Genomic DNA, 22,679 nt, shown 5'->3' with positions numbered 1-22,679 from the left:
ACAATACAATTAAACGGCTGTGTTTATCGGAAAATACTAAGATCCACTTTTACAGAAAAAATATTCGAATAAAGTGCGGCACTTTGGTTTCCTAAATCTGTCAGGGCATAATCAATTTCAATGCCTTTGTACTTGAATCCCAATCCGACATTGGGTTGAAAACCTACTCTATAGGACGGGTTATAAACGGTATTATCAATTTGCTCAATAAGTTGAAAATTACCCACGCCTGCACGTAGGAACACCAAATCGGTATACCCAAATTCTAGCCCCAAAGCAGGATCGATACTTAAACCGTCCGTTGAAATTAAGTCATTGGTCTTAGCAAACCGCATATTTAAATTGAATGCGGCCAAAAGACTGGTATCATTATGAAAATCAAATTTTTTGGACATTCCTAATTGCGCTTTCGGAAGCGTGATTTCGGTACTCTCAGGAAGCTCCTGATTTTGCCCTTCTACTGCATCCTTGATTTTATTGTATTCCTCTTCATCGATGGTCCAAACATTATAAGTGGTTGTGATATCACGCACCATTAAGCCGAATTTCCAGTTATTTCGTTCAAATTGTAACCCCACATCAAAACCAAAACCCCAGGAATTGGCAAATTTTCCGATTATACGTCGGATAACTTTAGCATTGACACCATATTGGAAACCTGGAACAGGTAGTTTTCGAGCATAGGAAAAAGTCACTCCATAATCCGCAGTGGAAAATAAACTGATACGATTGTAATCGATATTGCCTTGGTCATCAATTAATTGGGTAGTGTTTAAGATATCATCGACCCCGAAACGAATCATGGAAACGCCCCAGGCACTTCGTTCATCTATCGGCATTGCAAATGCCGCATAATCATATTGGGCAATGTTGGCAAAATAACTGGCATGCATCAAGGAAACCTGTTTGTCTTCCAAAGCAATCAAACCCGCAGGATTCCAATACCCTGAATTCACATCATTTGTACTGGATGTCACTGCATTAGACATTCCTAAGGCTGCGGCGTCGACCCCAATATTCATGAATTCGTTCGAGTACTTCCTGACCGCTTGGCTAAAGCCTAAAGTTGATGTGAGAAGGAAGAGAAAGAATAAATTTTTTTTCAAAGCAAATTATTTTTACAAACCACGGTTTGTATTTTTTATCAAAAATATGGATTTTTAATGAGGTGTATTCTTCCTTTAACTAAATAAATACTAAAGAAGTTTAAGTCCGTTAAAATATCAATTAAAAAACGCTCTTCTCTTTAACTTATTGTACTAAATTTGTTCAACTTTCAAAATATTTGATATCAAATGAACATTAAGAAACATATTCCGAATTTAATTACGCTTTTAAATCTTTTTTGCGGCTGTATAGCGTTGGTTTTTATTACTGCGGTAAATTTTGAAATGGCTTTTTACTTTGTTTGCCTGGGAATCTTCTTTGATTTCTTTGATGGTTTTTTTGCCCGGTTATTTAAGGTTTCCAGTCCGCTGGGTTTGCAATTGGATTCCTTGGCCGATATGGTTACCAGTGGTGTTGTCCCCGGTTTTGCGATGTATTATTTACTGTCCAACACACAATTTGATACATCTCCCTATAACCTTATTCCTTATTTAGGATTTATCGTAACTTTAGGTTCGTGCTATCGTTTGGCCAATTTTAATATTGATACCCGTCAGACGGATTCCTTTATTGGTTTGCCAACACCTGCAAACGCTCTTTTCATCCTGAGTTTACCCTTGATTCTTCACTATACAGAATCGGATATTGTATACCGAACGCTAACTAATCAATGGGTTTTATTGGGGATTGCGGTCCTAAGTGCTATTATTCTGAATGCAGAGATACCATTATTTTCTTTAAAAATTAAAAAATTCAACATTAAGGATAATGCCCTGCAGATGTTTTTTCTGTTGATTTCTCTTTTGCTGTTGTTTTTCTTTGAGTATTTAGGAATTGCTTTGGTAATTGTATTTTATGTTTTGTTATCTGTGGTAATGAATGCTTTCAAAAAAAGTAATACTGTTGCATGAAAAAGCCGGTTGCAAGAAAAAAAACACCTGTAAGACGTAAATCCAGAGCAAAGAAAAAAACTTCTTCTTTCTCGGGAAAGCGTTTGCGTTATGGGTCGATCGTTTTTTTTATCCTATTTTTATTCGGAACGATTTATCATTACAGAGACGGATTGGCGTATTATTTCAGTTTCAAATCCGATAAATTTTTAAGGGAACGCGCCGAAGAAAAAAAGATGTCAGATGTTCGTAATTTTCAGGTGCTTCACAAACATGAAGACAAAGTCATCGGTTTTGATGTATCCGAATTTCAAGGAAAAATCAATTGGACTTTAGTAGGAAAAATTGAAGAAGATTATCCTCTTGGCTTTGTATTCATTAGGGCTACAGCTGGGAAGGATAAAGTTGACAGTCAGTTTAGCCGGAATTGGCGCGGTGCCAAAAGAAGGAAAATTATCCGTGGCGCTTATCATTACTACCGTCCGAACGAAAATTCTTTGGAACAAGCCGAGCTTTTTATAAAAACTGTAGAACTTCAAAAAGGCGATCTGCCTCCGGTTTTAGATATCGAGAAATTACCCAAAGACCAATCCGTTGACAGTCTGAAAGTGGGATTAAGACGTTGGCTGAAGGCCGTCGACAAACATTACAACATGAAACCGATTATTTATACCGGCGAAAGTTATTATAATGATTTCCTCAAAGACGAATTTAGTGAATACCCGTTCTGGATTGCCAATTATAATTTTTTTGTTGAGGAGATTGATAAAAAGTGGTTGTTTTGGCAGTTTACAGAAAAAGCATCAGTTCCGGGAATTAAAGGAAATGTAGATGTAAATATCTATAACGGAACTCCAAAACAGCTGGGATACAACACCAGGAACTAATTAAAATAATACGAAGAACTAAGAATATTCATCTTGTTCTCCGTACTTAGAAATATAATTGATTAAAATTCTATTTTCTTCTTTCTTAATTCGAAATTCTGACCTAAATAAACACGTCGTACCATTTCATCTTCCACCAGCTCTTCCGGGATTCCGGCTTTAAGAATTCCGCCTTCAAACATTAGATACGTTTTATCAGTAATGGCCAGTGTTTCCTGAACGTTGTGGTCAGTGATTAGAATTCCGATGTTTTTATTTTTCAATTGGGCTACAATTCTCTGGATATCTTCAACCGCCACCGGGTCAACTCCAGCAAAAGGCTCATCCAATAATATGAATTTTGGATCCGTAGCCAGACAGCGTGCAATTTCGGTACGGCGCCTTTCTCCTCCGGAAAGCAAATCGCCCCTGTTGGTACGAATGTGCTGTAAGCCGAATTCATCAATCAAGGATTCCATCTTTGCTTCCTGCTCTGCTTTAGACAACTTCGTCAGTTGTAAAACGCTGAGAATATTATCCTCAATGCTTAATTTTCGGAAAACGGAAGCTTCCTGTGCCAAATAGCCAATGCCCTGCTGGGCTCTCTTATACATCGGATAGTCAGTGATATCCATGTCATCCAGAAAAATATTTCCGGCATTCGGCTTTACCAATCCTACAATCATATAGAACGACGTGGTCTTTCCGGCACCGTTAGGCCCCAAAAGTCCAACAATCTCGCCTTGGTTTACCTCTACGGAGATCCCTTTTACGACGCTTCTTCCCTTGTATGTTTTGACTAAATGTTCTGCTCTTAAAATCATGTTCCGATTATTAGATGAAGGTTGATTCGATTATTCGGCAAATTAACAAATAAAGGAATGAATGCATCAACAAATTAACAATAGATTATTATGCGTTGTCTTCCAAAGCTTCCCAGAACTCGTAAGCCCTGCGTAAGTGGGGAACCACAATAGTCCCGCCCACGAGGGTTGCAATTCCCATTGCTTCCATCATTTCTTCTTTGGTCACGCCCTCTTTGTGGCTGGTTTCCAAATGATATTTGATACAATCATCACACCGTAAAACAGCAGAAGCCACCAAACCTAGCAGTTCTTTGGTTTTTACATCAAGAGCACCAGCCGCGTACGCATTGGTGTCCAGATTGAAGATCCGTTTCACGATTTTGTTGTTATCCGCTAATAATTTTTCATTCATTTTAGCGCGATAGTCGTTGAATTCTTTTACAATATCAGACATTTTCTTTAATTTTATTTTTATAAACAAGTACCGAAATAAAGATACTCACTTCATAGATTATTAGCATAGGAATAGCGACAATTGTTTGGCTTACGACATCCGGCGGCGTAACGATGGCGGCAACGATCAGAATGATCACCACAGCATATTTCCAGTATTTCCTCAAGAATTTAGGGGTTACTAATCCTAATTTGGTCAGGAAAAAGATGATGATTGGTAATTCGAAAAACAGTCCGCCGGCAAGCACCGATGTTTTTACCATGCCAATATAGGAGTCGAGGGTAAATTGATTCTGCACCACTTCGCTGACTTTAAAAGTGGCAACGAAATTGATTGACATCGGTATCACAACAAAGTAACCGAAAAGCACTCCAAAAAAGAATAATAACGACGAAAAAAAGATAAATACTTTAGCATTTTTTCTTTCTTTCGGGTATAAAGCCGGACTGATGAATTTCCAGATTTCCCATAAAATGTAAGGGAAACTGAGGATGAATCCGGCGAGGATACAAATCCATAAAAATACATTTACCTGTCCCTCCATTTCGGTATTCTGAATGATAAATGGCATCTCGGTGATACAGATACTGTCAGCAAAACCTATTTGATGCGATAATTCGCAAAAATAAGTATAGGTGAAAAAAGACGGTCTGGTAGGGCCGAAAATGATCGTTTCAAATAGATAATCACTGATAAAATAGGTCGCAACCGCCATGATGACAATGGCAAGGGTACTTCTTACCAATAACCATCTTAATTCTTCAAGATGATCCAGGAATGACATTTCGTTAAGGTTTTTCTTTTTCATTATACGATTCCTTCTTTTAAAATGTCATGTAAATGCAGTACGCCTTTGTATTCATCATTATCCACAACAACTAATTGCGTAATGGAGAAATCTTCCAGGATATTCAAGGCATGAACGACCATATCGCTGAGCTGGATCATTTTTGGGTTTTTGGTCATAATGTCTTTAGCTGTTAAATCCGCAAAGGTATCACGATCCGTCAACATTCTACGGATATCTCCGTCGGTAATGATTCCGATGACACGATTGTTTTCGACTACAGCCGTTACGCCGAGTCTTTTTTCCGAAATTTCAAAAATCACTTTTTTGATATTTGAATCTGGTGCAACTGTTGGTTTGTGCGTCTGGTCCAGCATATCGCCCACCCGCAGCAATAGTTTCTTACCCAATGCGCCTCCCGGATGGTATTTGGCAAAATCCTCGCTTTTGAAATCCCTCATTTCCATCAAACAAACTGCCAAAGCATCTCCCATGACCAATTGAGCCGTAGTGCTGTTGGTGGGCGCTAGGTTATTAGGGCAGGATTCCGAATCAATAGTGGTATCGAGAACAAAGTCGGCACCTTTTGCCAGAAATGAAGTTGTATTTCCGGTAATGGCAATCAGCGTATTTCCGAAGCGTTGTAATAACGGCACCAAAACTTTAATTTCGGGACTGTTTCCGCTTTTTGAAATACAGATAACCACATCATCGGGTTGAACCATTCCCAAATCACCGTGAATGGCTTCCGAGGCATGGAGAAACATTGATGGCGTCCCGGTCGAATTTAAGGAGGCAACAATTTTTTGTGCGATGATGGCACTTTTCCCGATTCCGGTAACCACGACACGTCCTTTGGAATTGAAAATAATTTCGATAGTTTTTGCAAAATCTTCGGTAAGAAACTCAGCAAGTTTTTTAATTGACTTACTTTCAGATAAAATAGTTTTTTTGGCTGTAGCCAATATGTTTTCTCTTGTTGTCAAAACAGAAAGGGTATAAAGTTTGTATTTATTAAAGAAAGTTGTATCTTTATATGCCACAAATTTATATAAAATACCCTTAACAACGAATGAATTCAAACGAAATTGATATCCATAAAGAATTAAAAAAGTATTTTGGTTTCAACCAATTCAAAGGATTGCAGGAACAAGTTATCAAAAGTATCATCACAGGGAACAATACTTTCGTTATTATGCCTACAGGCGGAGGTAAATCACTATGTTACCAACTGCCAGCCCTGATTCATCAAGGAACCGCTATTGTTGTTTCTCCTCTTATTGCTTTAATGAAAAATCAAGTCGATGCCATCCGAAGTTTATCTTCAGAAAACGGTATCGCTCACGTATTGAACTCCTCCCTTACTAAAACTGAGATTACACAGGTAAAAAAAGATATTTTGTCCGGCTTGACCAAATTGCTTTACGTTGCTCCGGAATCCTTAACCAAGGAAGAATATGTTACCTTCCTGAAATCGGTGCCTATTTCTTTTGTTGCCATTGACGAAGCGCATTGTATTTCCGAATGGGGGCATGATTTCAGACCGGAATATAGAAATCTGCGACACATCATCAAGCAATTGGGAGATGTGCCTATTATCGGCCTGACGGCAACCGCTACTCCAAAAGTACAGGAAGATATCCTTAAAAATCTGGATATGTCCAATGCCAATACGTTCAAGGCCTCTTTCAACAGGCCTAATTTATTTTATGAAGTACGCACCAAAACAAAAAACATAGAATCGGATATTATCCGTTTCATCAAACAACATAAAGGAAAATCAGGGATTATATATTGTCTGAGCCGTAAAAAAGTGGAAGCTATTGCACAGGTTTTACAAGTTAATGGCATCAGCGCTGTTCCGTATCATGCGGGACTTGATGCGAAAACCAGAGCCAAACATCAGGATATGTTTCTTATGGAAGATGTTGATGTGGTAGTGGCAACTATCGCTTTCGGAATGGGAATCGATAAACCGGACGTTCGTTTCGTGATTCATCATGATATTCCAAAATCTCTGGAAAGCTATTATCAGGAAACGGGTCGTGGAGGGCGAGACGGCGGCGAAGGTCATTGTCTGGCTTATTATTCTTATAAAGATGTTGAAAAATTAGAAAAATTCATGTCCGGGAAACCGGTGGCCGAACAGGAAATTGGTTTTGCCCTGTTGCAGGAAGTAGTCGCTTATGCGGAAACCTCGATGTCGCGTCGAAAATTCCTTCTGCATTATTTCGGAGAGGAATTTGACGGTGAAAACGGGGAAGGTGCCGACATGGATGATAATGTACGCAATCCGAAAACCAAAAAGGAGGCGAAGGATGAAGTGCTTAAATTACTTAAGGTTGTCCGGGATACCAAACATTTATACAAATCAAAAGAAGTTGTTTACACGCTGATTGGTAAAGTCAATGCCGTAATAAAAGCTCATAAAACAGATGCTCAAAGTTTCTTTGGAAGTGGGGAACATCTGGAAGAACGCCATTGGATGGCACTGATACGCCAGGTATTGGTGGAAGGACTATTGTCGAAAGATATCGAAACGTACGGAATCCTTAAAATAACCGAAAAAGGACTGGATTTTATAGATAAACCGGCTTCCTTCATGATGTCTGAAGATCATGAATATAACGAAACCGAAGACGAAGCTATTGTGACAGCCTCCAAATCCTCAGGAACAGCGGATGAAGCATTGATGAATATGCTGCGTGATCTGCGTAAAAAAGTGGCGAAAAAGCTTGGAGTTCCGCCATTCGTGGTTTTCCAGGATCCTTCTTTGGAAGATATGGCGCTGAAATATCCGGTTTCCCTGGATGAAATGGGTAATATACATGGAGTAGGTGAAGGGAAAGCAAAAAAATACGGTAAGGATTTTGTTGATCTGATCAATCGCTATGTGGACGAGAATGATATTGTCCGTCCGGATGATTTGGTTGTGAAATCCACAGGAGCAAATTCAGTTAACAAATTGTACATCATTCAGAATATAGACCGAAAATTATCTTTGGATGATATTGCCAAGGCGAAAGGGCTTACGATGGATACCCTGATTAAGGAAATGGAACAGATTGTTTATGCCGGAACCAAACTGAATATTAAATATTGGGTGGACGAAATGCTGGATGACGACCAGCAGGAAGAAATCCACGACTATTTCATGGAATCCGATACTGATAAAATTGAAGATGCCTTAAAGGAATTTGATGGCGAATATGACATCGACGAACTGCGCCTGATGCGGATTAAGTTTATCAGCGAAGTGGCAAACTAAAAAAAGGGATATTTTGATTTACAAAATATCCTTTTTTTATTGAGGATTATAAACCTCACCCCGATGTGGCCTTAATGCATCCCGCACCTGAAGCATGTTTTCATCAGTTACTACCATAAAGGCAATTGCATACAGGTCATCTATGATTTTAACTCCGGTAATGTCCACAGGCAGTTTTTCTGCTGCGATATATTCTTTCAGATGGATTTCATGATGTTCCGCGGTTTTGGTGGAGGCAGGACCTCGGAAATCCCAAATGAGTTTGATTTGTCGAGACATATTTTTTTTTCAAAGATAATTAAGAACGCTAATCCTGATGTGATATTATAGTATATTTGAAAAAAAATTAAATGAAATATAATTACATAATTAAGCACTTGGTTCTAAAAGGGAACATCTTAACGCTCCTGTTGCTTTTCATCTTTATAAAATCTAACGCACAAAATGATTATTCAGTAGTGCCAATTCCGCACCAGATATATTCCGCCTCCGTTCCGATTCAGGGAACAGCTGATGATAAATATTCTGCAGTCATTCAATTACCATTTGATTTTGATTTTTTCGGAAATCTATACAATCAGGCAGTTGTCAGTACCAATGGATTTATAGATTTCAGAACTAATCTTGCGGCAGCAAATTCACCATGGTCATTTAATGGGTCAATTCCTAGCACAACTTTCCCAGTGAAAAATTCTATTTTAGGTAGTTTTCATGATTTGGATAATAGTAACGCGCAGGGAACATTAACTTATGGAGTGGTAGGCAGCGCTCCTTACAGAAAGTTTGTAGTAATTTTTAATAATCATTCTCATTATAGTTGTACTACACCAAAAAGTTCTTTTCAAATGGTATTGTATGAAACGTTTAATCTAATTGATATTCAGATTATTAAAAAGGAGTTGTGTCCTACCTGGAATGCAGGAAAAGCGGTGTCGGGAATTATTAATAGTACAGGTTCCATTGCATTTACGCCTCCAAATCGCAATACAGGTGCATGGACCGCTTTACAGGAAGGCTGGAGATACAAAAGACCTGTCGATGCAAATAAATATTTTTATACAAAGTGTGATTCGAATTCGGACGGTTTTGAAAGTTTTAATCTTCAAATAGCCCAAAATGATTTATCAGTTGGAAATCCTGCTGCAGTATCATTTTACGCAACGCTAAGTGATGCTCAATCACAGACAAATGCAATTTCGGCTATTAATTATACCAATTCTGTAACTTCATTACAAACGATTTATGCCAACAATAGCGGGCAAATTAAAGAAGTGGTGCTAAGGGTCTTAAATTGTAATAATGATTTTGATCTAGATTCTGTTGCGACAAACGCGGAAGATTTAAATGGAGATGGTAATTTCGCTAATGATGATACGGACAATGACGGTATTCCAAATTTTGCCGATAATGATGATGACGGCGATATGGTTTTAACGGAAGTTGAATATGTGTTTTCTTCAGGAAAAAATAGTAAAAACACCAGTGCTTATTTAGATACTGATGGAGATACAATCTTAAATTATCTTGATAAAGATGATGACGGAGATGGTGTTCTTACCATTAACGAGGATTACAATGGGAATAATAATCCAATCGATGACGATACAAATTCTAATGGAATAAAAGATTATTTAGATGCCAATGTGGCTTTAGGAACAGATAATTGGGAGTCAGAACCTGGTGTTTCCATTTACCCAAATCCTGCATCAGACCTTATTTTTATCGAAAATCATACTGCAAAAGCGATTAAAAAAGTTTCCTTTTACAATGTAAACGGACAGTTGGTAAAAACTCTAAGTTCAGATAAGGAAGTTCAAAATTATTCAATTTCTGATTTGCAAAGCGGAATTTATTTTGTAAAAATTCAATTAGAAGATAAAATCATTAATACAAAATTGATCAAGAAATAAATTAAAATTAAATGATCAACGAAAGGCCTAAACATTGTATTAGGCCTTTTCTGTCTTATCTGCATAAATATTGTTATAAGTTTGCACTATTAAAATTACATCAATGCCCAAAGAACTTCTTACTCAAGTATCTCCTGAAGTCGCTGCCAATGAACAGCTGCTCAAAGAACATATTGGAAAATTATTACGCGTTTCCCCGAAAGAAATACAGCATTTAACCATCCTGAAACGGTCCATTGATGCTCGGCAGAAAGCGATAAAAATCAACCTGAAAGCGTTAGTTTTTTTTCAGGATGAGCCCTTTTTTGAAGAAAAAATTCAATTGCCAGAGTATAAAAATGTAATTACTGCCCAAGAAGTAATTGTTGTTGGAGCCGGTCCCGCTGGATTGTTTGCCGCCTTGCAATTAATTGAATTGGGATTAAAACCAATTGTGATTGAGCGGGGAAAAGACGTCCGTGGCAGAAGAAGGGATTTAAAGGCGATAAATGTGGATCATATTGTCAATATAGACAGTAATTATTGTTTTGGTGAAGGTGGTGCAGGAACTTATTCAGACGGGAAATTATATACGCGTTCGAAAAAGAGGGGTGATGTAACCCGAATTCTGGAACTGTTGGTGGCCTTTGGTGCTACTGAAGACATACTTGTCGAAGCCCATCCCCATATCGGAACCAATAAACTGCCTCAGATTATTCAGGATATACGGGAGAAAATTATTGAAATGGGCGGTAAAGTCCTTTTTGAAACCCGACTGACTGATATTCTTATAAAAAATAATGAAGTTCAGGGTATCGTTACCCAGAATGGTGATACGATTAATGCTAATAATATTATCCTTGCTACAGGGCATTCTGCCCGGGATATCTTTGAATTATTGGACAGAAAAAAAATATTTATAGAAGCAAAACCTTTTGCCCTGGGTGTAAGGGCCGAACATCCGCAATCGTTAATTGACAGCATTCAATACAGTTGTGATTATCGCGGAGCGCTGCTTCCGCCAGCTCCTTATTCTATTGTGAAACAGGTGGGCGGACGCGGAATGTATTCTTTTTGCATGTGCCCCGGTGGTGTAATTGCGCCTTGTGCGACAAGTCCGGGCGAAGTGGTTACCAATGGCTGGTCACCTTCCAAAAGAGATCAGGCTACTGCCAATTCAGGGATTGTGATTGAATTAAAACTGGAAGATTTTAAGCCGTATGCTAAATTTGGAGCCTTAGCCGGAATGGAATTTCAAAAGGCAATCGAACAAAAAGCATGGCATTTGGCAGGACAAACCCAAAAAGTTCCTGCACAGCGCATGATTGATTTTACCCAAAACAAAGTCTCTTCCGAAATCCCGAAAACGTCTTATGTTCCCGGCACGACGTCGGTAGAAATGGGACAGGTATTCCCCGGTTTTTTGACCCAGATTTTGCGCGATGGTTTTACAGAATTTGGGAAATCTATGAAAGGATACCTGACAAATGAAGCGATTCTTCATGCACCCGAATCGAGAACTTCCTCGCCGGTTCGTATTCCCCGTCATGATGACACTTTGGAGCACTTGCAGATCAAAGGATTATATCCATGCGGCGAAGGGGCAGGGTATGCAGGCGGAATTATTTCAGCGGCAATTGATGGGGAGAAATGTGCACTTAAGATTGCGGAACGTATTGTTTAATATTTCATCTGTATTAAATAGAAACGGCTTGTGTTTTTTTTAATCGGGACTGTCGTATTTTTTCAATTGGTGCTGCAATAAAATAATTTAATGCAAGGGATAATACTATTGTAATGAAAGCTATTGAACTGCCATTTTTTAAAAAAGTAAAAGGTAACATTAAACAGACTAATGAAACAAGCATATGCGAAATATAAATTGGGTATGATAATTCTCCTATTTTGGCATCTCTTTTGTTGGTTTTAAAAAAATTGAAAAGGAACGGGATTGAAAAAATAATTGAAGTAAAGTAAATTACATCTTTTAATTTGAACGGAATATAAGCTAACCTTGTCGACGGAAGATATGAATAGATAAAAATTAAAAACAACATGTAACCCAGTATCACGTAATTGTGACGTTTCGATTTTAGTTTATATTTTAAACCCATTTTATAAGATAGAAATCCCAGTAGAAAAAACATTATTTCGGTTGGAAAAAACCTATAAGACCAAGGGTCGTTTTTGAAACCTAAATAGTTAAAAATATAAAGCCTTAGCAAAAATGAAAGTAAAATCAGCCAAATGATGATTGTCGTTTTTTTTCTTAAAATAAACGGGGCTATTAAATAAAAGGTGATTTCTAAACCAAGCGTCCAGGCCTGAGGGATAAATAAAAAAGAGTAGAGAGGAGGATAAGTGTTCCTGAAATCACTGGTCAAAAATAAAATCCCATTGCTAGGGTCTATTCCAAGAAACATTACAATATCCTGTCCAATTAATAAAATATTTGTCAATATCAGATAACTAAATGAAAATACGTTTTGATGTACTGAAGCATAGCTGCTAAAAGGAGTAATTATATCCTTATTTGTAAAGAGTGCAGTCACACAAATCATCAATGTTAAAAGCACTACTGCCCAGTATATTGGATAAAGTCTTATGAATCGGTTGGTGATGAACAGTTTATAGGAGTTGTTAATACCAATATATTTTTCATTTAAAATCATTGACATATAAAATCCTGAAATAATATAGAAAGATTGAACGGCTACTTCACCGCTGGTTAGTCTAATACCAAAAATAGGGCCGCAGTGTGTAATTACTACTGATAATGCTAACAAAAATCTAATTATTCCCATCCTAAATTTAGTATTTGATAAGTTTACGAACTTAAAATAATTATGTTAGAAATACAAGTATACTTTACTACAGAAAAATATAGGTTTTAGACGGATATTTTAGTTAATATTTAATGGATTTTAGATTAATATTTTATTAATATTAGTGTGCATATTATAAATGTATCACCTTCGCTTGATTAGCTAAAAGATTGTTATTTTTTTAATTTTTTCAATTGTTCTTCAGCATTCTTATTCTTTGGATCTAACTTAAGACTATATTCGTAATTTGTGATGGCCAAATCTTTTTCTTCCATAAACGCATACATTTCTCCCAGACTGTCATAGGTATTGGCACTCTTTGGAAAAAGAAATACGTTCAACTTGAATATTTCAATGGCATCCTTAATTCTTTTTTCTTTTAAAAGTGCATAACCCCAATTGTTCAATTCACTCTCATCAAATGATGTGTTTGCTCTTTTTGCCTCTTCAATAGCATTTCTATATCCTGATTTCTCCAATGTATTTCTTAAAACGGTAACAGCCGGTGAAAAACCATTTTCCTTTAATTTTTTCATATCCGGAATATAAAATGCAGCAAGCTCATCTATAAATCGCTCTGGAGATGCACCATTTAAATTGGTAAGCACAACAATCGAAAGATTATCTTTTGGGTAAACCATCACAGCAGAACGACCTCCGCCAACCGGAGCCACGGCAGGATGTAAGGGTCTTTCCACCGTAGGCCAACCAGCAGCATATCCGTTTAATAAATTATCAAAACCACCTGTTTTGCCATTGTTGAGTATCGCCGGAGTCCAAAGCGCAGCAAGGTTTTTATTTTCTTTAAGCAATTGCTTGTTTTGTAATGCGATGATCCAGCTTGCAATTTCTTTGGCTGTGGCACCCATGCCGCCTGCCGCTTGCAAAGTGGGTGGCAATGAGAAATACATATTCGTATATTTTCCTCTTGTAAATCGATATTCACCGGCAGAATTTAATACAACATCTCTCGAACCTCCAAATCCAGCCCGGATCGTATGGGGCATTCCTACTTTTTGCAACTGCTCTTTTACTATGAATTCGGTAAAGGGCATATTGCTTAGTTTGTCAATAATAAGTCCTAATAATAAATAATTGGTTTGATTGTATCTGAATTTTTCTCCTGGCTTGAAATCCATCGGAAGGGTTTGCACCTTTGCCCAAGAAGCTTCTTCGCTTTCCGGGACTAATATATTCGTTTCTTCATCAACGATATCCGGAATCCCGGAAGTATGCGATAACAATTGTTGTGTAGTTACATTTTTCCAGGCATCCGGCACATCATTCAGGTAAGTGGAAATGGGTAACGATAAATTTAATTTACCTGCTTCTACTAATTGCATCGTGGCGACACCGGTGAAAGCTTTAGTAATAGAGTTAATTATAAAAACGGTATTTTCCGATACTGGAATTGAGTTTTGAAGATCTGCCAATCCGTAGTTTCCGATTTTTACAATTTTGCCATTTTTAACAACAGCCAATTGCAAGCCGGGAATATTTCGTTTTTGCATTTCATTTTTCAGAAAAGCATCAACGTTATCTATTTGTGCATGAATGGAATAGCTATACATAATTCCGGTAACGAGCAATAGTAATTTTTTGAATAATTTCATTTTGAAGGCATTTGGTTTATACTGAAGTTAGCTCTTTGTTCCCTACTGACGATTGTGTAATAAAATTGTTACAATCGTTAAACTTTTTACAAATTCGAAATCATTATGGAGACCATTTCTTTTTTCGTATTTTTGACAAGCGATATAATTGTTATGACAGAAGAAAAAGTAATATTGGTGAACGAAAATGACGAGCCAATAGGTTTAATGCCCAAATTGGAAGCCCACGAAAAAGCAATTTTACATCGCGCATTTTCCGTTTTTGTTATGAATGATAAAAATGAAATTATGCTGCAGCAAAGGGCACGTCAAAAATACCATTCCCCATTATTATGGACCAATACCTGTTGCAGTCACCAGCGTGAGGGCGAAACCAATATTGAGGCCGGAAGCCGCAGATTATTTGAAGAAATGGGATTTAGAACCGAATTGAAAGAATTGTTTCATTTCATCTACAAGGCGCCTTTCGATAATGGATTGACTGAACATGAACTGGATCATGTAATGATTGGCCGTTTCAACGAAAATCCCTCAATCAATAAAGACGAAGTGGAAGATTGGAAATGGATGAAAATCGAAGATGTAAAGGAAGACATGACTGTCCATCCGGAAATTTACACCATTTGGTTTAAAATAATTTTCGATAAATTTTATTATTTTTTAGAAGCGCATCAAATATAAATGTCCATCATTGTAATCATTACACGAATAGCATGAGAGTAACCATAAGCAGAAAAGCCCATTTTAACGCCGCCCATCGATTGTATCGAAAAGACTGGTCATTCGAGAAAAACGAGTCCATTTTTGGGAAATGTAATAATCTCAATTTTCATGGGCACAATTATGAATTGACCGTGAGTGTAACCGGTGCAATCAATCCCGATACCGGCTATGTTATGGATATCAAGGAATTAAGCGATATTATTCTGGAAGAAGTAGAGCAGAAATTTGATCATAAAAACCTAAATCTGGATGTTCAGGAATTCCATGATTTGAATCCGACTGCTGAAAACATAGTGGTGGTGATTTGGAATAAAATCCGCACCAGAATAAAGCCGGAGTTTGATTTAGAAGTGGTTCTTTATGAAACTCCAAGAAACTTCGTAACTTATAAAGGGGAATAATGGCTATAAAAATAGGAGATACCATTCCCCATTTCACAGCAAAAGATACTGACGGGAATGATTTTAAGAGTATTGATGTAATAGGCAAGATGCCTGTCGTCATTTATTTTTATCCAAAAGACCACACGCCCGGATGTACTGCCCAAGCCTGCAGCTTCAGGGATCAGTATCAAGATTTTAAGGATTTAGGCGTAGAAATCCTAGGAGTCAGCAGTGATAGTATAGCTTCTCACCAGAAATTTGCCAAACAATATAAACTGCCATTTAAACTTTTGTCAGATTCAGATAAAAGTATCCGGAATCTTTTTGGGGTCAAATCCGGTCTCTTTGGACTACTTCCAGGAAGGGTAACCTACGTCGCGGATAAAAATGGAGTAGTTGTTTCGATTTTAGATAACATGATTGCTACCCAACATATTCCGAAATCACTTGAAGCGATTAAAAAATTAGTTTAAGTATGAATTTTAAGATATATCCACTACAATTCAATCCCATTTTCAAAGAACGGATTTGGGGCGGTTCCAAATTAAAGGCACTTTTAGACAAACCAATCGCTTCAGATACTATTGGGGAGAGCTGGGAAGTCTCGACTGTTGAGGGAGATGTGAGTGTAATTGCCAATGGTGCTTTTACCGGGCAGTCGCTTTTGGATATTATCGAGACTTATCCTGAAGAAATTTTAGGTGCAGGGGTATTTTCCAAATTTGGAAAACAATTTCCTTTACTGTGCAAATACATTGATGCCAAGGATGATTTATCAATTCAGGTACATCCTAATGACGAATTGGCCAAAAAACGCCACAATAGTTATGGGAAAACCGAAATGTGGTATATTATGCAGGCTGACGAAAATGCGAAATTAATTACCGGTTTCAAAAAAAACTCCGATACTTCTGAATTCCTTCAAAATTTAAAAGATAAAACCCTTCCCTCCATTCTTGATATAAAAGTGGTGACAAGAGGAGATGTGTTTTTTATACAAACAGGAACCATACATGCTATTGGTGCCGGAATTGTTTTGGCAGAAATCCAACAGACTTCAGATGTCACGTATCGCGTATACGATTGGGACCGGGTAGATCAGAACGGAAACCCTCGCGAACTGCATCTGGATTTGGCGCTGGACGCGATAAATTATGATGTAGTTGACACTCAAAAGGAATATGACAAGGAAAACAATGAATCCAATCCAATGGTGGTGTGTCCCTATTTTACGACCAATTATGTTCCTTTGGATGGAAAGATTGCAGTTGATAAAACCGGAAACAGTTTTACGGTATACATGTGTGTAGAAGGCAGTTTTGGATTGGATTTTGAGAATGTTAATTATCCGTACAAAAAAGGCGATACCGTTTTAATTCCCGCAGCCATGAAAAAATTTGTGCTGAATGGAAATGCTTCGCTTTTAGAAATTTATATTTCATAGTCGGTAATAGAAAGATTATATGTATTTTTGCAAACGCAAATTAAAATAAAAAATAAAATGGCAAACGTTAAGAATTTAAAGAAAGACATCAACTACGTTTTAGGAGATATTATTGAAGCAGTTTACTTATTTGAAATGTCAACTACAGGAAAACCAACTGATGCAACTAACGCTTTGATTGATGAAGCTATCGGAAGTTTTGATACTTTGATTACAAAAGTGAACGCTAAGAATGTTGAAAACAAAAAAGCGCACTTCAAACAAATTAATGTTGAATTGGAACAAACTGCTAATCAATTGATTGCTAAAATCAACGAATTACAGTAAAAAAATCATAAAAAAAGTGCGAATTAATTTTGGAAAATTAAAATTCAGGATTATATTTGCACCCACAATGAGACGCCAGCGTAGCTCAGTTGGCTAGAGCAGCTGATTTGTAATCAGCAGGTCGTGGGTTCGAGTCCCTCCGCCGGCTCATCGTAAAACCATCCTTTTTCAAGGGTGGTTTTTTTGTATATCCTAATTTCAGTTTTTATCATACAAGAGTTTATTGCACAAAAAAAGCCCTGAAATTTTCAGGGCTTTTTGATTTTTGATACTGGTTTTACTCCGTCTTTTTTCTTTCGGCAATGTATTTGGTCAGCATCACGCCATATTTGGACTTTGCCACCTTAGGCGACATTGATTTTTCAATCGTATCTAAATATTTAAGGGTAGCATCATTGATTTCGGATAAAGCAATATACGGTGCGACTTCATAGTCTTTGTTGGTTACCGCAAAATTAATCGCATACAAATACTTTCTTTTAATATTCGACTCTGATAATGTTTCATTACCGGACAGATTCGCAGTCTGATTGTTCCTGATCGCTTTCAGTCTTTGTGCGGTCAATGCCAATTGCTGGTCGCTGAACCTCGAATTAACTTTCTTAAACGTTTCGTACAGCTCCTGATTTTTAGAACCGGTAATGACAGCTTTGGCGTAAAAATATTCCAATTCGGTGTTTATGGTCATTTTGCCGGGTTCGGCAAAAAACATTAGTGTGTTGTCAATGGTATTGGTTGCTCCTCTGTCAACAAACAGATATAGCATTTCCGGTGATCTCAAATCGATATTGCTTTCAAAAGCAGAATTACCGTCAATCTTGATACTGTCCAAAAGAACCATCGTCGTATCTTCTAATTTTTTGATATATAATGTCCCTTTATTAAGTCCTTTGATGTTCCCGGTGATGTTCAGGCCTTTTTCAGTTTCTTTCTCTTTACAGGAAACCAATAGTATTAAAGAAAATAAAGTAATTATTGAATTTTTCATATTTGAATTTTGGAATTTTTATTTTCGGCAAAATAATGAAAAAATCCCCAATCTGACATGCAAATTGAGGATTTTTAAATGTTTTGTTTTAACAGATTTACCCTTTTAACCAAGCTTGTTTAACTTTCGCTTTAGAGCTATCATTTGCTTCATATCCCGCTGTCTCAACATATGAAAGTTTTACCTTTCCTTTGATGGTTTGCTCTTTTCCTCCACGTTTGATTTTTACCGTTACATCGTCGTTTTCTTTCCACTTCTGGCTTTCCATAATCATTTCATAAACGTTATCCAGATTGTAGTTTTTGCCATTTATAGCTGTGATAATATCGTCACCTTTCAATCCTAAGGTTGTCATAAATGCGCTTAATTCTATTTCTTTCAGAATTACAATTTCCTTAGTGTCCGGTTTTATCGTAACATATGGGGTCTGCCCATTTAAAAACACACTTCCAGGTACTTTTTTGGTAGTTTTCATAACTCCAACCTTTGCGAAATATTTATCGTACGGAATTGGTGTCGGACCGGAAACATAAGTCGTTAAAAACTGGCCAACTTCAGGATATGTTAATTCCGTGATTTTAGCGAAAAGTTCGTTGTCATCGAAAGGTCTGTTCGGACCGTAAACAACAGCAAGTTTCTGCATTAAATCCAAAATTCCTCTCTCTCCATTGCTGCTTTCTCTAATTTGGATATCAAGACACATAGCGATAAGAGCTCCTTTTTCATAAACATTCAGATACTCGTCTTTGTATGGTTTTGTCAATACATTTGCGCTCATTTTGGTGAATGGCATCGTGTCATTCATACGATCGGCACTGTTAATTTTTCCCGCCATACGCATATAAAACTCATCTTCTGAAATCAATCCCTGGTTTACCTGAAATAAATTTGCAAAGTACTCAGTTACTCCTTCGTACATCCATAAATGTTCTGACATTTTTGGAGCGTTGTAATCAAAATACTGTATCTCTTTTGAATGGATCGACAATGGCGTCACGATATGGAAAAACTCATGGGAAACCACATCTTTCAATTGCTCTGCTAATTGCTCCGCAGGCATCATTTCCGGCATTACCACAGTGGTTGCTGTCGGGTGCTCCAATGCTCCAAAACCATGGGCATCACTCTTTTTCATATCCGATAAATATAATAAAACGGTATATTTTTTTGTAGCATTGAATTTACCCAGAAAACGTTTTTGGGCAGCCATCATCGTTTTCATTTCAGGAGTAATGCTTTGTGCGGTGATAGAACCATTTGGTGAATAAACACTAATTAGGATATCCATACCGTCGATAGTGAAAGAGGTGAAATCCGGTTTGGAATACATAATTGGATTTTCTACTAATTCAGCATAACGGCTTGTTGTAAATACATCTTTTGAATCTGTAGCATCAGTATCTACCATCGATGTCGCACCAGAAAGGCTTGCCGGATGAGAAATTGTCAGTACATACGGTATAGTGTTTTTTTCTGAAAAATATCCTATAAAGCCATGTGTATTCAACATAAAGTTTTTTCCTTCCTCAATATTGGTACCCGCCGGAGAGAAAATATCATGGGTGGATTCTGTATCATAAGTATCATTTACCCAATATGTAATCTTTGCCAGTGTTTTTGCATTATTGATTACCCATGAATTATCATCTGATTTATTGAATGTTAATGCTTTTCCATTAGCATCCCAAGCAGTGAAACCTTCAATAAATTTTCCGTAATCATCTACTGAATACGTTCCGGGAACCATTTTAGGGATGTGATATGTTACCTGGTCCGTTGCGAATTTGGGTGTAGCGAGAGTCACCATTACTTTGTCGTCTTTTACTACATTCAGGTCAATAGCCACTTTCATTTCTTCTGGTGTAGAAGCAGACGTTGCTGAACTAGCGGTTTTGCAACTCCAAAGGATGGCAGTAAATGCAAAAGCAAAAATTATTTTCTTCATAATCTTAATTGATTGGTTTGCTATAAGTAGCCAAAAGTATAAAAATGTTACTCTTTAACAGTAATTTTAGTATTAATAATTCGAAGAGTGATATAAAAAAACTCCTGATTTTTCAGGAGTCTGTATATTTAGTCGAGCTTATTTTTGATGTAATATTTTCCATCCAAATCTTCATCGAAATCGTCAATTTTCAGGGGTTTCGGTTTTGGCTTTCCCGCGTTGGCCTTTTTTTTCCATAATTCAAACTTATCGGCCGTCAACTTCTTTTTCATTATTTCGAGAACTTCTTTTTCGCCCAGTCCAAAATCTTTCTTGATGATTTCAAACGGATTTCTCTCTTCCAAAGCCATTGTGATTAGTCTTTCGGTTTGTTCCCAGTTTAAGTCTATGTGTTTATTCTTTTTCATTACTTGAAAATAAATTCCGGATAAGTTTTTAAAGTTTATAATTTCTATATCAATATTAATAAAAAAAACAATCACTTCTTCACGAGTAATATTATTTTTTTATCCAATTTCATTTTTCTCAGAAGATTTCAGTTTTTGAAACGGAATTTTCATTAAATGCGCCAATTTGTTGTTTTCCTGAGGGTCCATATGAGTATCCACTCCGTAAATAATTTCATTAGGCGGCAGAATCATAAAAGTTCCAAACAGGCGGTCCCATACCGAAAATATATTTCCGTAATTACTATCAGTATAAGGCAGGACATAATGATGATGTACTTTGTGCATGTCCGGAGAAACCAGGAAGTAGCTTAGCCATTTATCCAGTGTTTTGGGTAGTGAAATATTGGCATGGTTAAATTGGGTGGCAACTACCGACAAAGTCTGATATAGAAAAACCATCCACATTGGCGTGCCGATAAGCAAAACGGCAACTGTTGTGAAAACAAACCGAATGACGCTTTCGCCTGGATGATGACGGTTGGCCGAAGTAGTGTCAATCCAGGTATCGGTGTGATGAATCAGATGAAAATTCCACATCCATTTGATTTTGTGCTGGACCCAATGTACCGCATACGCCCCAATGAGATCCAATAACAGCAATCCAATTAATAAGTGTAAAATCAATGGAAGTTCTGGAAGCCATTGTAACAGGCCGAAATTGTTGTGAATCGTCCAATCTGCTGTTTTCAATAAAATAAAGGCCAGGCAAAAATTCACGATAATGGTGGTAAGGGTAAAAAATATATTGAGACCCGCATGTTGCCATTTATTATAAGTGAAGCGAAATAACGGGAAAGCATTCTCAATCAGCCCAAATAAAGCAATCCCAGAAACCAATATCAGGCTTCGGTGTGAGGAGGGAATGGTAGTAAAGTAATTGATTATCTCGGTCATAACAGCTAATTTGGTTAAAAACACTAAATTATTTAATAAGCCGGAACGTCAGATTGATTCGCGGCCCGATTGGTTTGGCTGTTTTTGCGATTTGATGCTTCCAAAAGTGCTGGGTGGTTCCTTCCATAATTAGTAAACTGCCGTGTTCGAGGATTATTTTTTGTTTGCAATTTTTGTCCAGATTATGTTGCAGATGGAAACTTCGTTCTGCGCCAAAACTAACTGAAGCAATCACTGGATTTTCCCCTAATTCCTTTTCATTATCGGCATGCCAGCCATTACTGTCTTTCCCGTCGCGGTATAAATTAAGTAATACACTCGTGAAATTCGTGTCCACAACGGTTTTAATTTTGTGTTTAATCTTATGTAATAACAATGACCACGGATGAGGCTGCATGGTTATATGAGAATAGGAGTAGGGTTTGCCATCATTTCCGTATAAAGCGGTCAGTCTCGGTTGGGGATGGGTTTTCCCAAATAGTGTTATTTCATCCTGTTGCCAGAGCGTTGTTTGAAGCAATTCATTAAAAATCGTATCGGCCTCCGTTTTGTCAAATAAATTAGGATAATAACCGATGATGGCATCAGGTAAATCAAAGACTATTTTTTTAGATGGAAAAAGAGAATTCATTAGTGAATGAAGAAAGTATACTGGTATGCCCAAATAATCAGTACAATCTGCAATGGTAAGCGAAGCAATAAAACCCATTTTGGGATGCCGAGACTTGCTTCCATATTTGAATACATAAATAAATTAGCCGGAAAAATGGCAATAAGTAAGGCAATAATTCCCAATGCGGCGTACTGACTTACTACTGGAATGCACAATAAAACCCCCAATAAAATTTCTGTCCCACCACTGATTGCATTTAATAATGCCGGATTTGGAAAGTAGTTCGGAATGATCTTGATGTAAATGTGTGGTTTCCTGAAGTGATTTATTCCAGCAAGAATATACAATACGGCCATCAAATATATATGCCAGGGTGAGTCCATAAGTAATGTCAATTAGATAGTACTA

At 37.2% G+C, this 22,679-nt stretch carries 24 protein-coding genes and 1 tRNA gene; 11 read left to right on the top strand and 14 right to left on the bottom strand.

Annotated elements, in window-relative coordinates:
- Positions 1 to 23 precede the first annotated feature (23 nt).
- Positions 24 to 1,022, bottom strand: coding sequence for a PorV/PorQ family protein (locus FNW07_RS05620; protein WP_126743933.1), 999 nt, complete (start codon positions 1,020 to 1,022; stop codon positions 24 to 26).
- Between the two features lie 273 nt (positions 1,023 to 1,295).
- Here FNW07_RS05620 and FNW07_RS05615 point away from each other — a divergent pair, with 273 nt between their 5' ends.
- A complete protein-coding gene (locus FNW07_RS05615; protein ID WP_126743857.1) occupies positions 1,296 to 2,018 on the top strand; it encodes a phosphatidylcholine/phosphatidylserine synthase in 723 nt (240 codons plus the stop codon).
- Positions 2,015 to 2,884 carry a glycoside hydrolase family 25 protein gene (locus tag FNW07_RS05610; RefSeq protein ID WP_126743856.1) on the top strand — a complete coding sequence of 290 codons (870 nt, stop codon included), beginning with the start codon at positions 2,015 to 2,017 and terminating at the stop codon, positions 2,882 to 2,884. The genes FNW07_RS05615 and FNW07_RS05610 overlap by 4 nt, the downstream gene beginning before the upstream one ends.
- 62 nt (positions 2,885 to 2,946) lie before the next feature.
- Here the strand turns inward: FNW07_RS05610 and lptB are convergent, their stop codons facing one another.
- The 4 genes from lptB to FNW07_RS05590 form a co-directional block, all read right to left on the bottom strand.
- On the bottom strand, positions 2,947 to 3,687 hold the full coding sequence (gene lptB / locus FNW07_RS05605) for an LPS export ABC transporter ATP-binding protein (protein ID WP_126743855.1): 741 nt from the start codon (positions 3,685 to 3,687) through the stop codon (positions 2,947 to 2,949).
- Positions 3,688 to 3,775: 88 nt separating this feature from the next.
- Positions 3,776 to 4,123 (bottom strand): carboxymuconolactone decarboxylase family protein, encoded by a 348-nt coding sequence (locus FNW07_RS05600; protein ID WP_126743854.1) that lies wholly within the window; start codon positions 4,121 to 4,123, stop codon positions 3,776 to 3,778.
- The gene (gene tatC, locus FNW07_RS05595; RefSeq protein WP_126743853.1) at positions 4,116 to 4,931 is read right to left on the bottom strand and encodes a twin-arginine translocase subunit TatC; all 816 of its coding nucleotides are present in this window, start codon (positions 4,929 to 4,931) and stop codon (positions 4,116 to 4,118) included. Before tatC ends, FNW07_RS05600 begins: the two co-directional genes overlap by 8 nt.
- Positions 4,931 to 5,896 carry an SIS domain-containing protein gene (locus FNW07_RS05590; RefSeq protein WP_185964626.1) on the bottom strand — a complete coding sequence of 322 codons (966 nt, stop codon included), beginning with the start codon at positions 5,894 to 5,896 and terminating at the stop codon, positions 4,931 to 4,933. Before FNW07_RS05590 ends, tatC begins: the two co-directional genes overlap by 1 nt.
- 86 nt (positions 5,897 to 5,982) lie before the next feature.
- Between FNW07_RS05590 and recQ the strand changes: the two genes are divergently transcribed.
- Positions 5,983 to 8,178: a DNA helicase RecQ gene (gene recQ, locus FNW07_RS05585; RefSeq protein WP_126743852.1), complete on the top strand. Its 2,196-nt coding sequence runs from the start codon at positions 5,983 to 5,985 to the stop codon at positions 8,176 to 8,178.
- Positions 8,179 to 8,214: 36 nt separating this feature from the next.
- Here the strand turns inward: recQ and FNW07_RS05580 are convergent, their stop codons facing one another.
- Positions 8,215 to 8,457 (bottom strand): hypothetical protein, encoded by a 243-nt coding sequence (locus FNW07_RS05580; RefSeq protein WP_126743851.1) that lies wholly within the window; start codon positions 8,455 to 8,457, stop codon positions 8,215 to 8,217.
- 71 nt (positions 8,458 to 8,528) lie between these two features.
- Between FNW07_RS05580 and FNW07_RS05575 the strand changes: the two genes are divergently transcribed.
- The gene (locus FNW07_RS05575; RefSeq protein WP_126743850.1) at positions 8,529 to 10,088 is read left to right on the top strand and encodes a T9SS type A sorting domain-containing protein; all 1,560 of its coding nucleotides are present in this window, start codon (positions 8,529 to 8,531) and stop codon (positions 10,086 to 10,088) included.
- Positions 10,089 to 10,191: 103 nt separating this feature from the next.
- Complete coding sequence (locus FNW07_RS05570) at positions 10,192 to 11,751, top strand: NAD(P)/FAD-dependent oxidoreductase (RefSeq protein ID WP_126743849.1); 1,560 nt, start codon at positions 10,192 to 10,194, stop codon at positions 11,749 to 11,751.
- Positions 11,752 to 11,764: 13 nt separating this feature from the next.
- Here the strand turns inward: FNW07_RS05570 and FNW07_RS14005 are convergent, their stop codons facing one another.
- Positions 11,765 to 12,871 (bottom strand): acyltransferase, encoded by a 1,107-nt coding sequence (locus FNW07_RS14005; RefSeq protein WP_126743848.1) that lies wholly within the window; start codon positions 12,869 to 12,871, stop codon positions 11,765 to 11,767.
- A gap of 194 nt (positions 12,872 to 13,065) precedes the next feature.
- On the bottom strand, positions 13,066 to 14,505 hold the full coding sequence (locus FNW07_RS05560) for a serine hydrolase (protein WP_126743847.1): 1,440 nt from the start codon (positions 14,503 to 14,505) through the stop codon (positions 13,066 to 13,068).
- Between the two features lie 153 nt (positions 14,506 to 14,658).
- Here FNW07_RS05560 and idi point away from each other — a divergent pair, with 153 nt between their 5' ends.
- From idi to FNW07_RS05530, 6 genes are all read left to right on the top strand, one after another.
- Positions 14,659 to 15,186, top strand: a complete 528-nt coding sequence (gene idi / locus FNW07_RS05555; RefSeq protein ID WP_126743846.1) for an isopentenyl-diphosphate Delta-isomerase — start codon at positions 14,659 to 14,661, stop codon at positions 15,184 to 15,186.
- 32 nt (positions 15,187 to 15,218) lie between these two features.
- Entirely contained in the window at positions 15,219 to 15,629 is a 411-nt protein-coding gene (locus FNW07_RS05550) for a 6-carboxytetrahydropterin synthase (protein WP_126743845.1), read from the top strand.
- A complete protein-coding gene (locus FNW07_RS05545; RefSeq protein WP_126743844.1) occupies positions 15,629 to 16,084 on the top strand; it encodes a peroxiredoxin in 456 nt (151 codons plus the stop codon). The genes FNW07_RS05550 and FNW07_RS05545 overlap by 1 nt, the downstream gene beginning before the upstream one ends.
- Before the next feature lie 2 nt (positions 16,085 to 16,086).
- The gene (locus tag FNW07_RS05540) at positions 16,087 to 17,055 is read left to right on the top strand and encodes a type I phosphomannose isomerase catalytic subunit (RefSeq protein ID WP_126743843.1); all 969 of its coding nucleotides are present in this window, start codon (positions 16,087 to 16,089) and stop codon (positions 17,053 to 17,055) included.
- Between the two features lie 57 nt (positions 17,056 to 17,112).
- Positions 17,113 to 17,382 (top strand): hypothetical protein, encoded by a 270-nt coding sequence (locus FNW07_RS05535; RefSeq protein WP_126743842.1) that lies wholly within the window; start codon positions 17,113 to 17,115, stop codon positions 17,380 to 17,382.
- 74 nt (positions 17,383 to 17,456) lie between these two features.
- Positions 17,457 to 17,530, top strand: a tRNA-Thr gene (locus FNW07_RS05530).
- Positions 17,531 to 17,659: 129 nt separating this feature from the next.
- On the opposite strand, the gene FNW07_RS05525 is transcribed toward FNW07_RS05530, so the two are convergent.
- The 6 genes from FNW07_RS05525 to FNW07_RS05500 form a co-directional block, all read right to left on the bottom strand.
- Entirely contained in the window at positions 17,660 to 18,370 is a 711-nt protein-coding gene (locus FNW07_RS05525; RefSeq protein WP_126743530.1) for a DUF4369 domain-containing protein, read from the bottom strand.
- 97 nt (positions 18,371 to 18,467) lie between these two features.
- Positions 18,468 to 20,315: a peptidase M61 gene (locus FNW07_RS05520; RefSeq protein WP_126743531.1), complete on the bottom strand. Its 1,848-nt coding sequence runs from the start codon at positions 20,313 to 20,315 to the stop codon at positions 18,468 to 18,470.
- Positions 20,316 to 20,443: 128 nt separating this feature from the next.
- A complete protein-coding gene (locus tag FNW07_RS05515; RefSeq protein ID WP_126743532.1) occupies positions 20,444 to 20,722 on the bottom strand; it encodes a TIGR03643 family protein in 279 nt (92 codons plus the stop codon).
- Positions 20,723 to 20,821: 99 nt separating this feature from the next.
- Positions 20,822 to 21,658 (bottom strand): sterol desaturase family protein, encoded by an 837-nt coding sequence (locus tag FNW07_RS05510; RefSeq protein WP_126743533.1) that lies wholly within the window; start codon positions 21,656 to 21,658, stop codon positions 20,822 to 20,824.
- Positions 21,659 to 21,686: 28 nt separating this feature from the next.
- The gene (locus FNW07_RS05505) at positions 21,687 to 22,289 is read right to left on the bottom strand and encodes an alpha-ketoglutarate-dependent dioxygenase AlkB (RefSeq protein ID WP_126743534.1); all 603 of its coding nucleotides are present in this window, start codon (positions 22,287 to 22,289) and stop codon (positions 21,687 to 21,689) included.
- A complete protein-coding gene (locus FNW07_RS05500; protein WP_126743535.1) occupies positions 22,289 to 22,654 on the bottom strand; it encodes a DoxX family protein in 366 nt (121 codons plus the stop codon). The genes FNW07_RS05505 and FNW07_RS05500 overlap by 1 nt, the downstream gene beginning before the upstream one ends.
- Between the last annotated feature and the right edge of the window lie 25 nt (positions 22,655 to 22,679).

It is taken from the genome of Flavobacterium sp. GT3R68 (assembly GCF_007109225.1).
Lineage (GTDB): Bacteria > Bacteroidota > Bacteroidia > Flavobacteriales > Flavobacteriaceae > Flavobacterium.
This window is presented reverse-complemented; position numbering and strand designations above follow the sequence as displayed.

Excerpts from the sequence above, each read along its gene's own strand:
- FNW07_RS05620 (WP_126743933.1), bottom strand. The coding sequence starts at position 1,022 with ATGAATATTGGGGTCGACGCCGCAGCCTTAGGAATGTCTAATGCAGTG.
- FNW07_RS05615 (WP_126743857.1), top strand. The coding sequence starts at position 1,296 with ATGAACATTAAGAAACATATTCCGAATTTAATTACGCTTTTAAATCTT.
- FNW07_RS05610 (WP_126743856.1), top strand. The coding sequence starts at position 2,015 with ATGAAAAAGCCGGTTGCAAGAAAAAAAACACCTGTAAGACGTAAATCC.
- lptB (WP_126743855.1), bottom strand. The coding sequence starts at position 3,687 with ATGATTTTAAGAGCAGAACATTTAGTCAAAACATACAAGGGAAGAAGC.
- FNW07_RS05600 (WP_126743854.1), bottom strand. The coding sequence starts at position 4,123 with ATGTCTGATATTGTAAAAGAATTCAACGACTATCGCGCTAAAATGAAT.
- tatC (WP_126743853.1), bottom strand. The coding sequence starts at position 4,931 with ATGAAAAAGAAAAACCTTAACGAAATGTCATTCCTGGATCATCTTGAA.
- recQ (WP_126743852.1), top strand. The coding sequence starts at position 5,983 with ATGAATTCAAACGAAATTGATATCCATAAAGAATTAAAAAAGTATTTT.
- FNW07_RS05580 (WP_126743851.1), bottom strand. The coding sequence starts at position 8,457 with ATGTCTCGACAAATCAAACTCATTTGGGATTTCCGAGGTCCTGCCTCC.
- FNW07_RS05575 (WP_126743850.1), top strand. The coding sequence starts at position 8,529 with ATGAAATATAATTACATAATTAAGCACTTGGTTCTAAAAGGGAACATC.
- FNW07_RS05570 (WP_126743849.1), top strand. The coding sequence starts at position 10,192 with ATGCCCAAAGAACTTCTTACTCAAGTATCTCCTGAAGTCGCTGCCAAT.
- FNW07_RS14005 (WP_126743848.1), bottom strand. The coding sequence starts at position 12,871 with ATGGGAATAATTAGATTTTTGTTAGCATTATCAGTAGTAATTACACAC.
- FNW07_RS05560 (WP_126743847.1), bottom strand. The coding sequence starts at position 14,505 with ATGAAATTATTCAAAAAATTACTATTGCTCGTTACCGGAATTATGTAT.
- idi (WP_126743846.1), top strand. The coding sequence starts at position 14,659 with ATGACAGAAGAAAAAGTAATATTGGTGAACGAAAATGACGAGCCAATA.
- FNW07_RS05550 (WP_126743845.1), top strand. The coding sequence starts at position 15,219 with ATGAGAGTAACCATAAGCAGAAAAGCCCATTTTAACGCCGCCCATCGA.
- FNW07_RS05545 (WP_126743844.1), top strand. The coding sequence starts at position 15,629 with ATGGCTATAAAAATAGGAGATACCATTCCCCATTTCACAGCAAAAGAT.
- FNW07_RS05540 (WP_126743843.1), top strand. The coding sequence starts at position 16,087 with ATGAATTTTAAGATATATCCACTACAATTCAATCCCATTTTCAAAGAA.
- FNW07_RS05535 (WP_126743842.1), top strand. The coding sequence starts at position 17,113 with ATGGCAAACGTTAAGAATTTAAAGAAAGACATCAACTACGTTTTAGGA.
- FNW07_RS05525 (WP_126743530.1), bottom strand. The coding sequence starts at position 18,370 with ATGAAAAATTCAATAATTACTTTATTTTCTTTAATACTATTGGTTTCC.
- FNW07_RS05520 (WP_126743531.1), bottom strand. The coding sequence starts at position 20,315 with ATGAAGAAAATAATTTTTGCTTTTGCATTTACTGCCATCCTTTGGAGT.
- FNW07_RS05515 (WP_126743532.1), bottom strand. The coding sequence starts at position 20,722 with ATGAAAAAGAATAAACACATAGACTTAAACTGGGAACAAACCGAAAGA.
- FNW07_RS05510 (WP_126743533.1), bottom strand. The coding sequence starts at position 21,658 with ATGACCGAGATAATCAATTACTTTACTACCATTCCCTCCTCACACCGA.
- FNW07_RS05505 (WP_126743534.1), bottom strand. The coding sequence starts at position 22,289 with ATGAATTCTCTTTTTCCATCTAAAAAAATAGTCTTTGATTTACCTGAT.
- FNW07_RS05500 (WP_126743535.1), bottom strand. The coding sequence starts at position 22,654 with ATGGACTCACCCTGGCATATATATTTGATGGCCGTATTGTATATTCTT.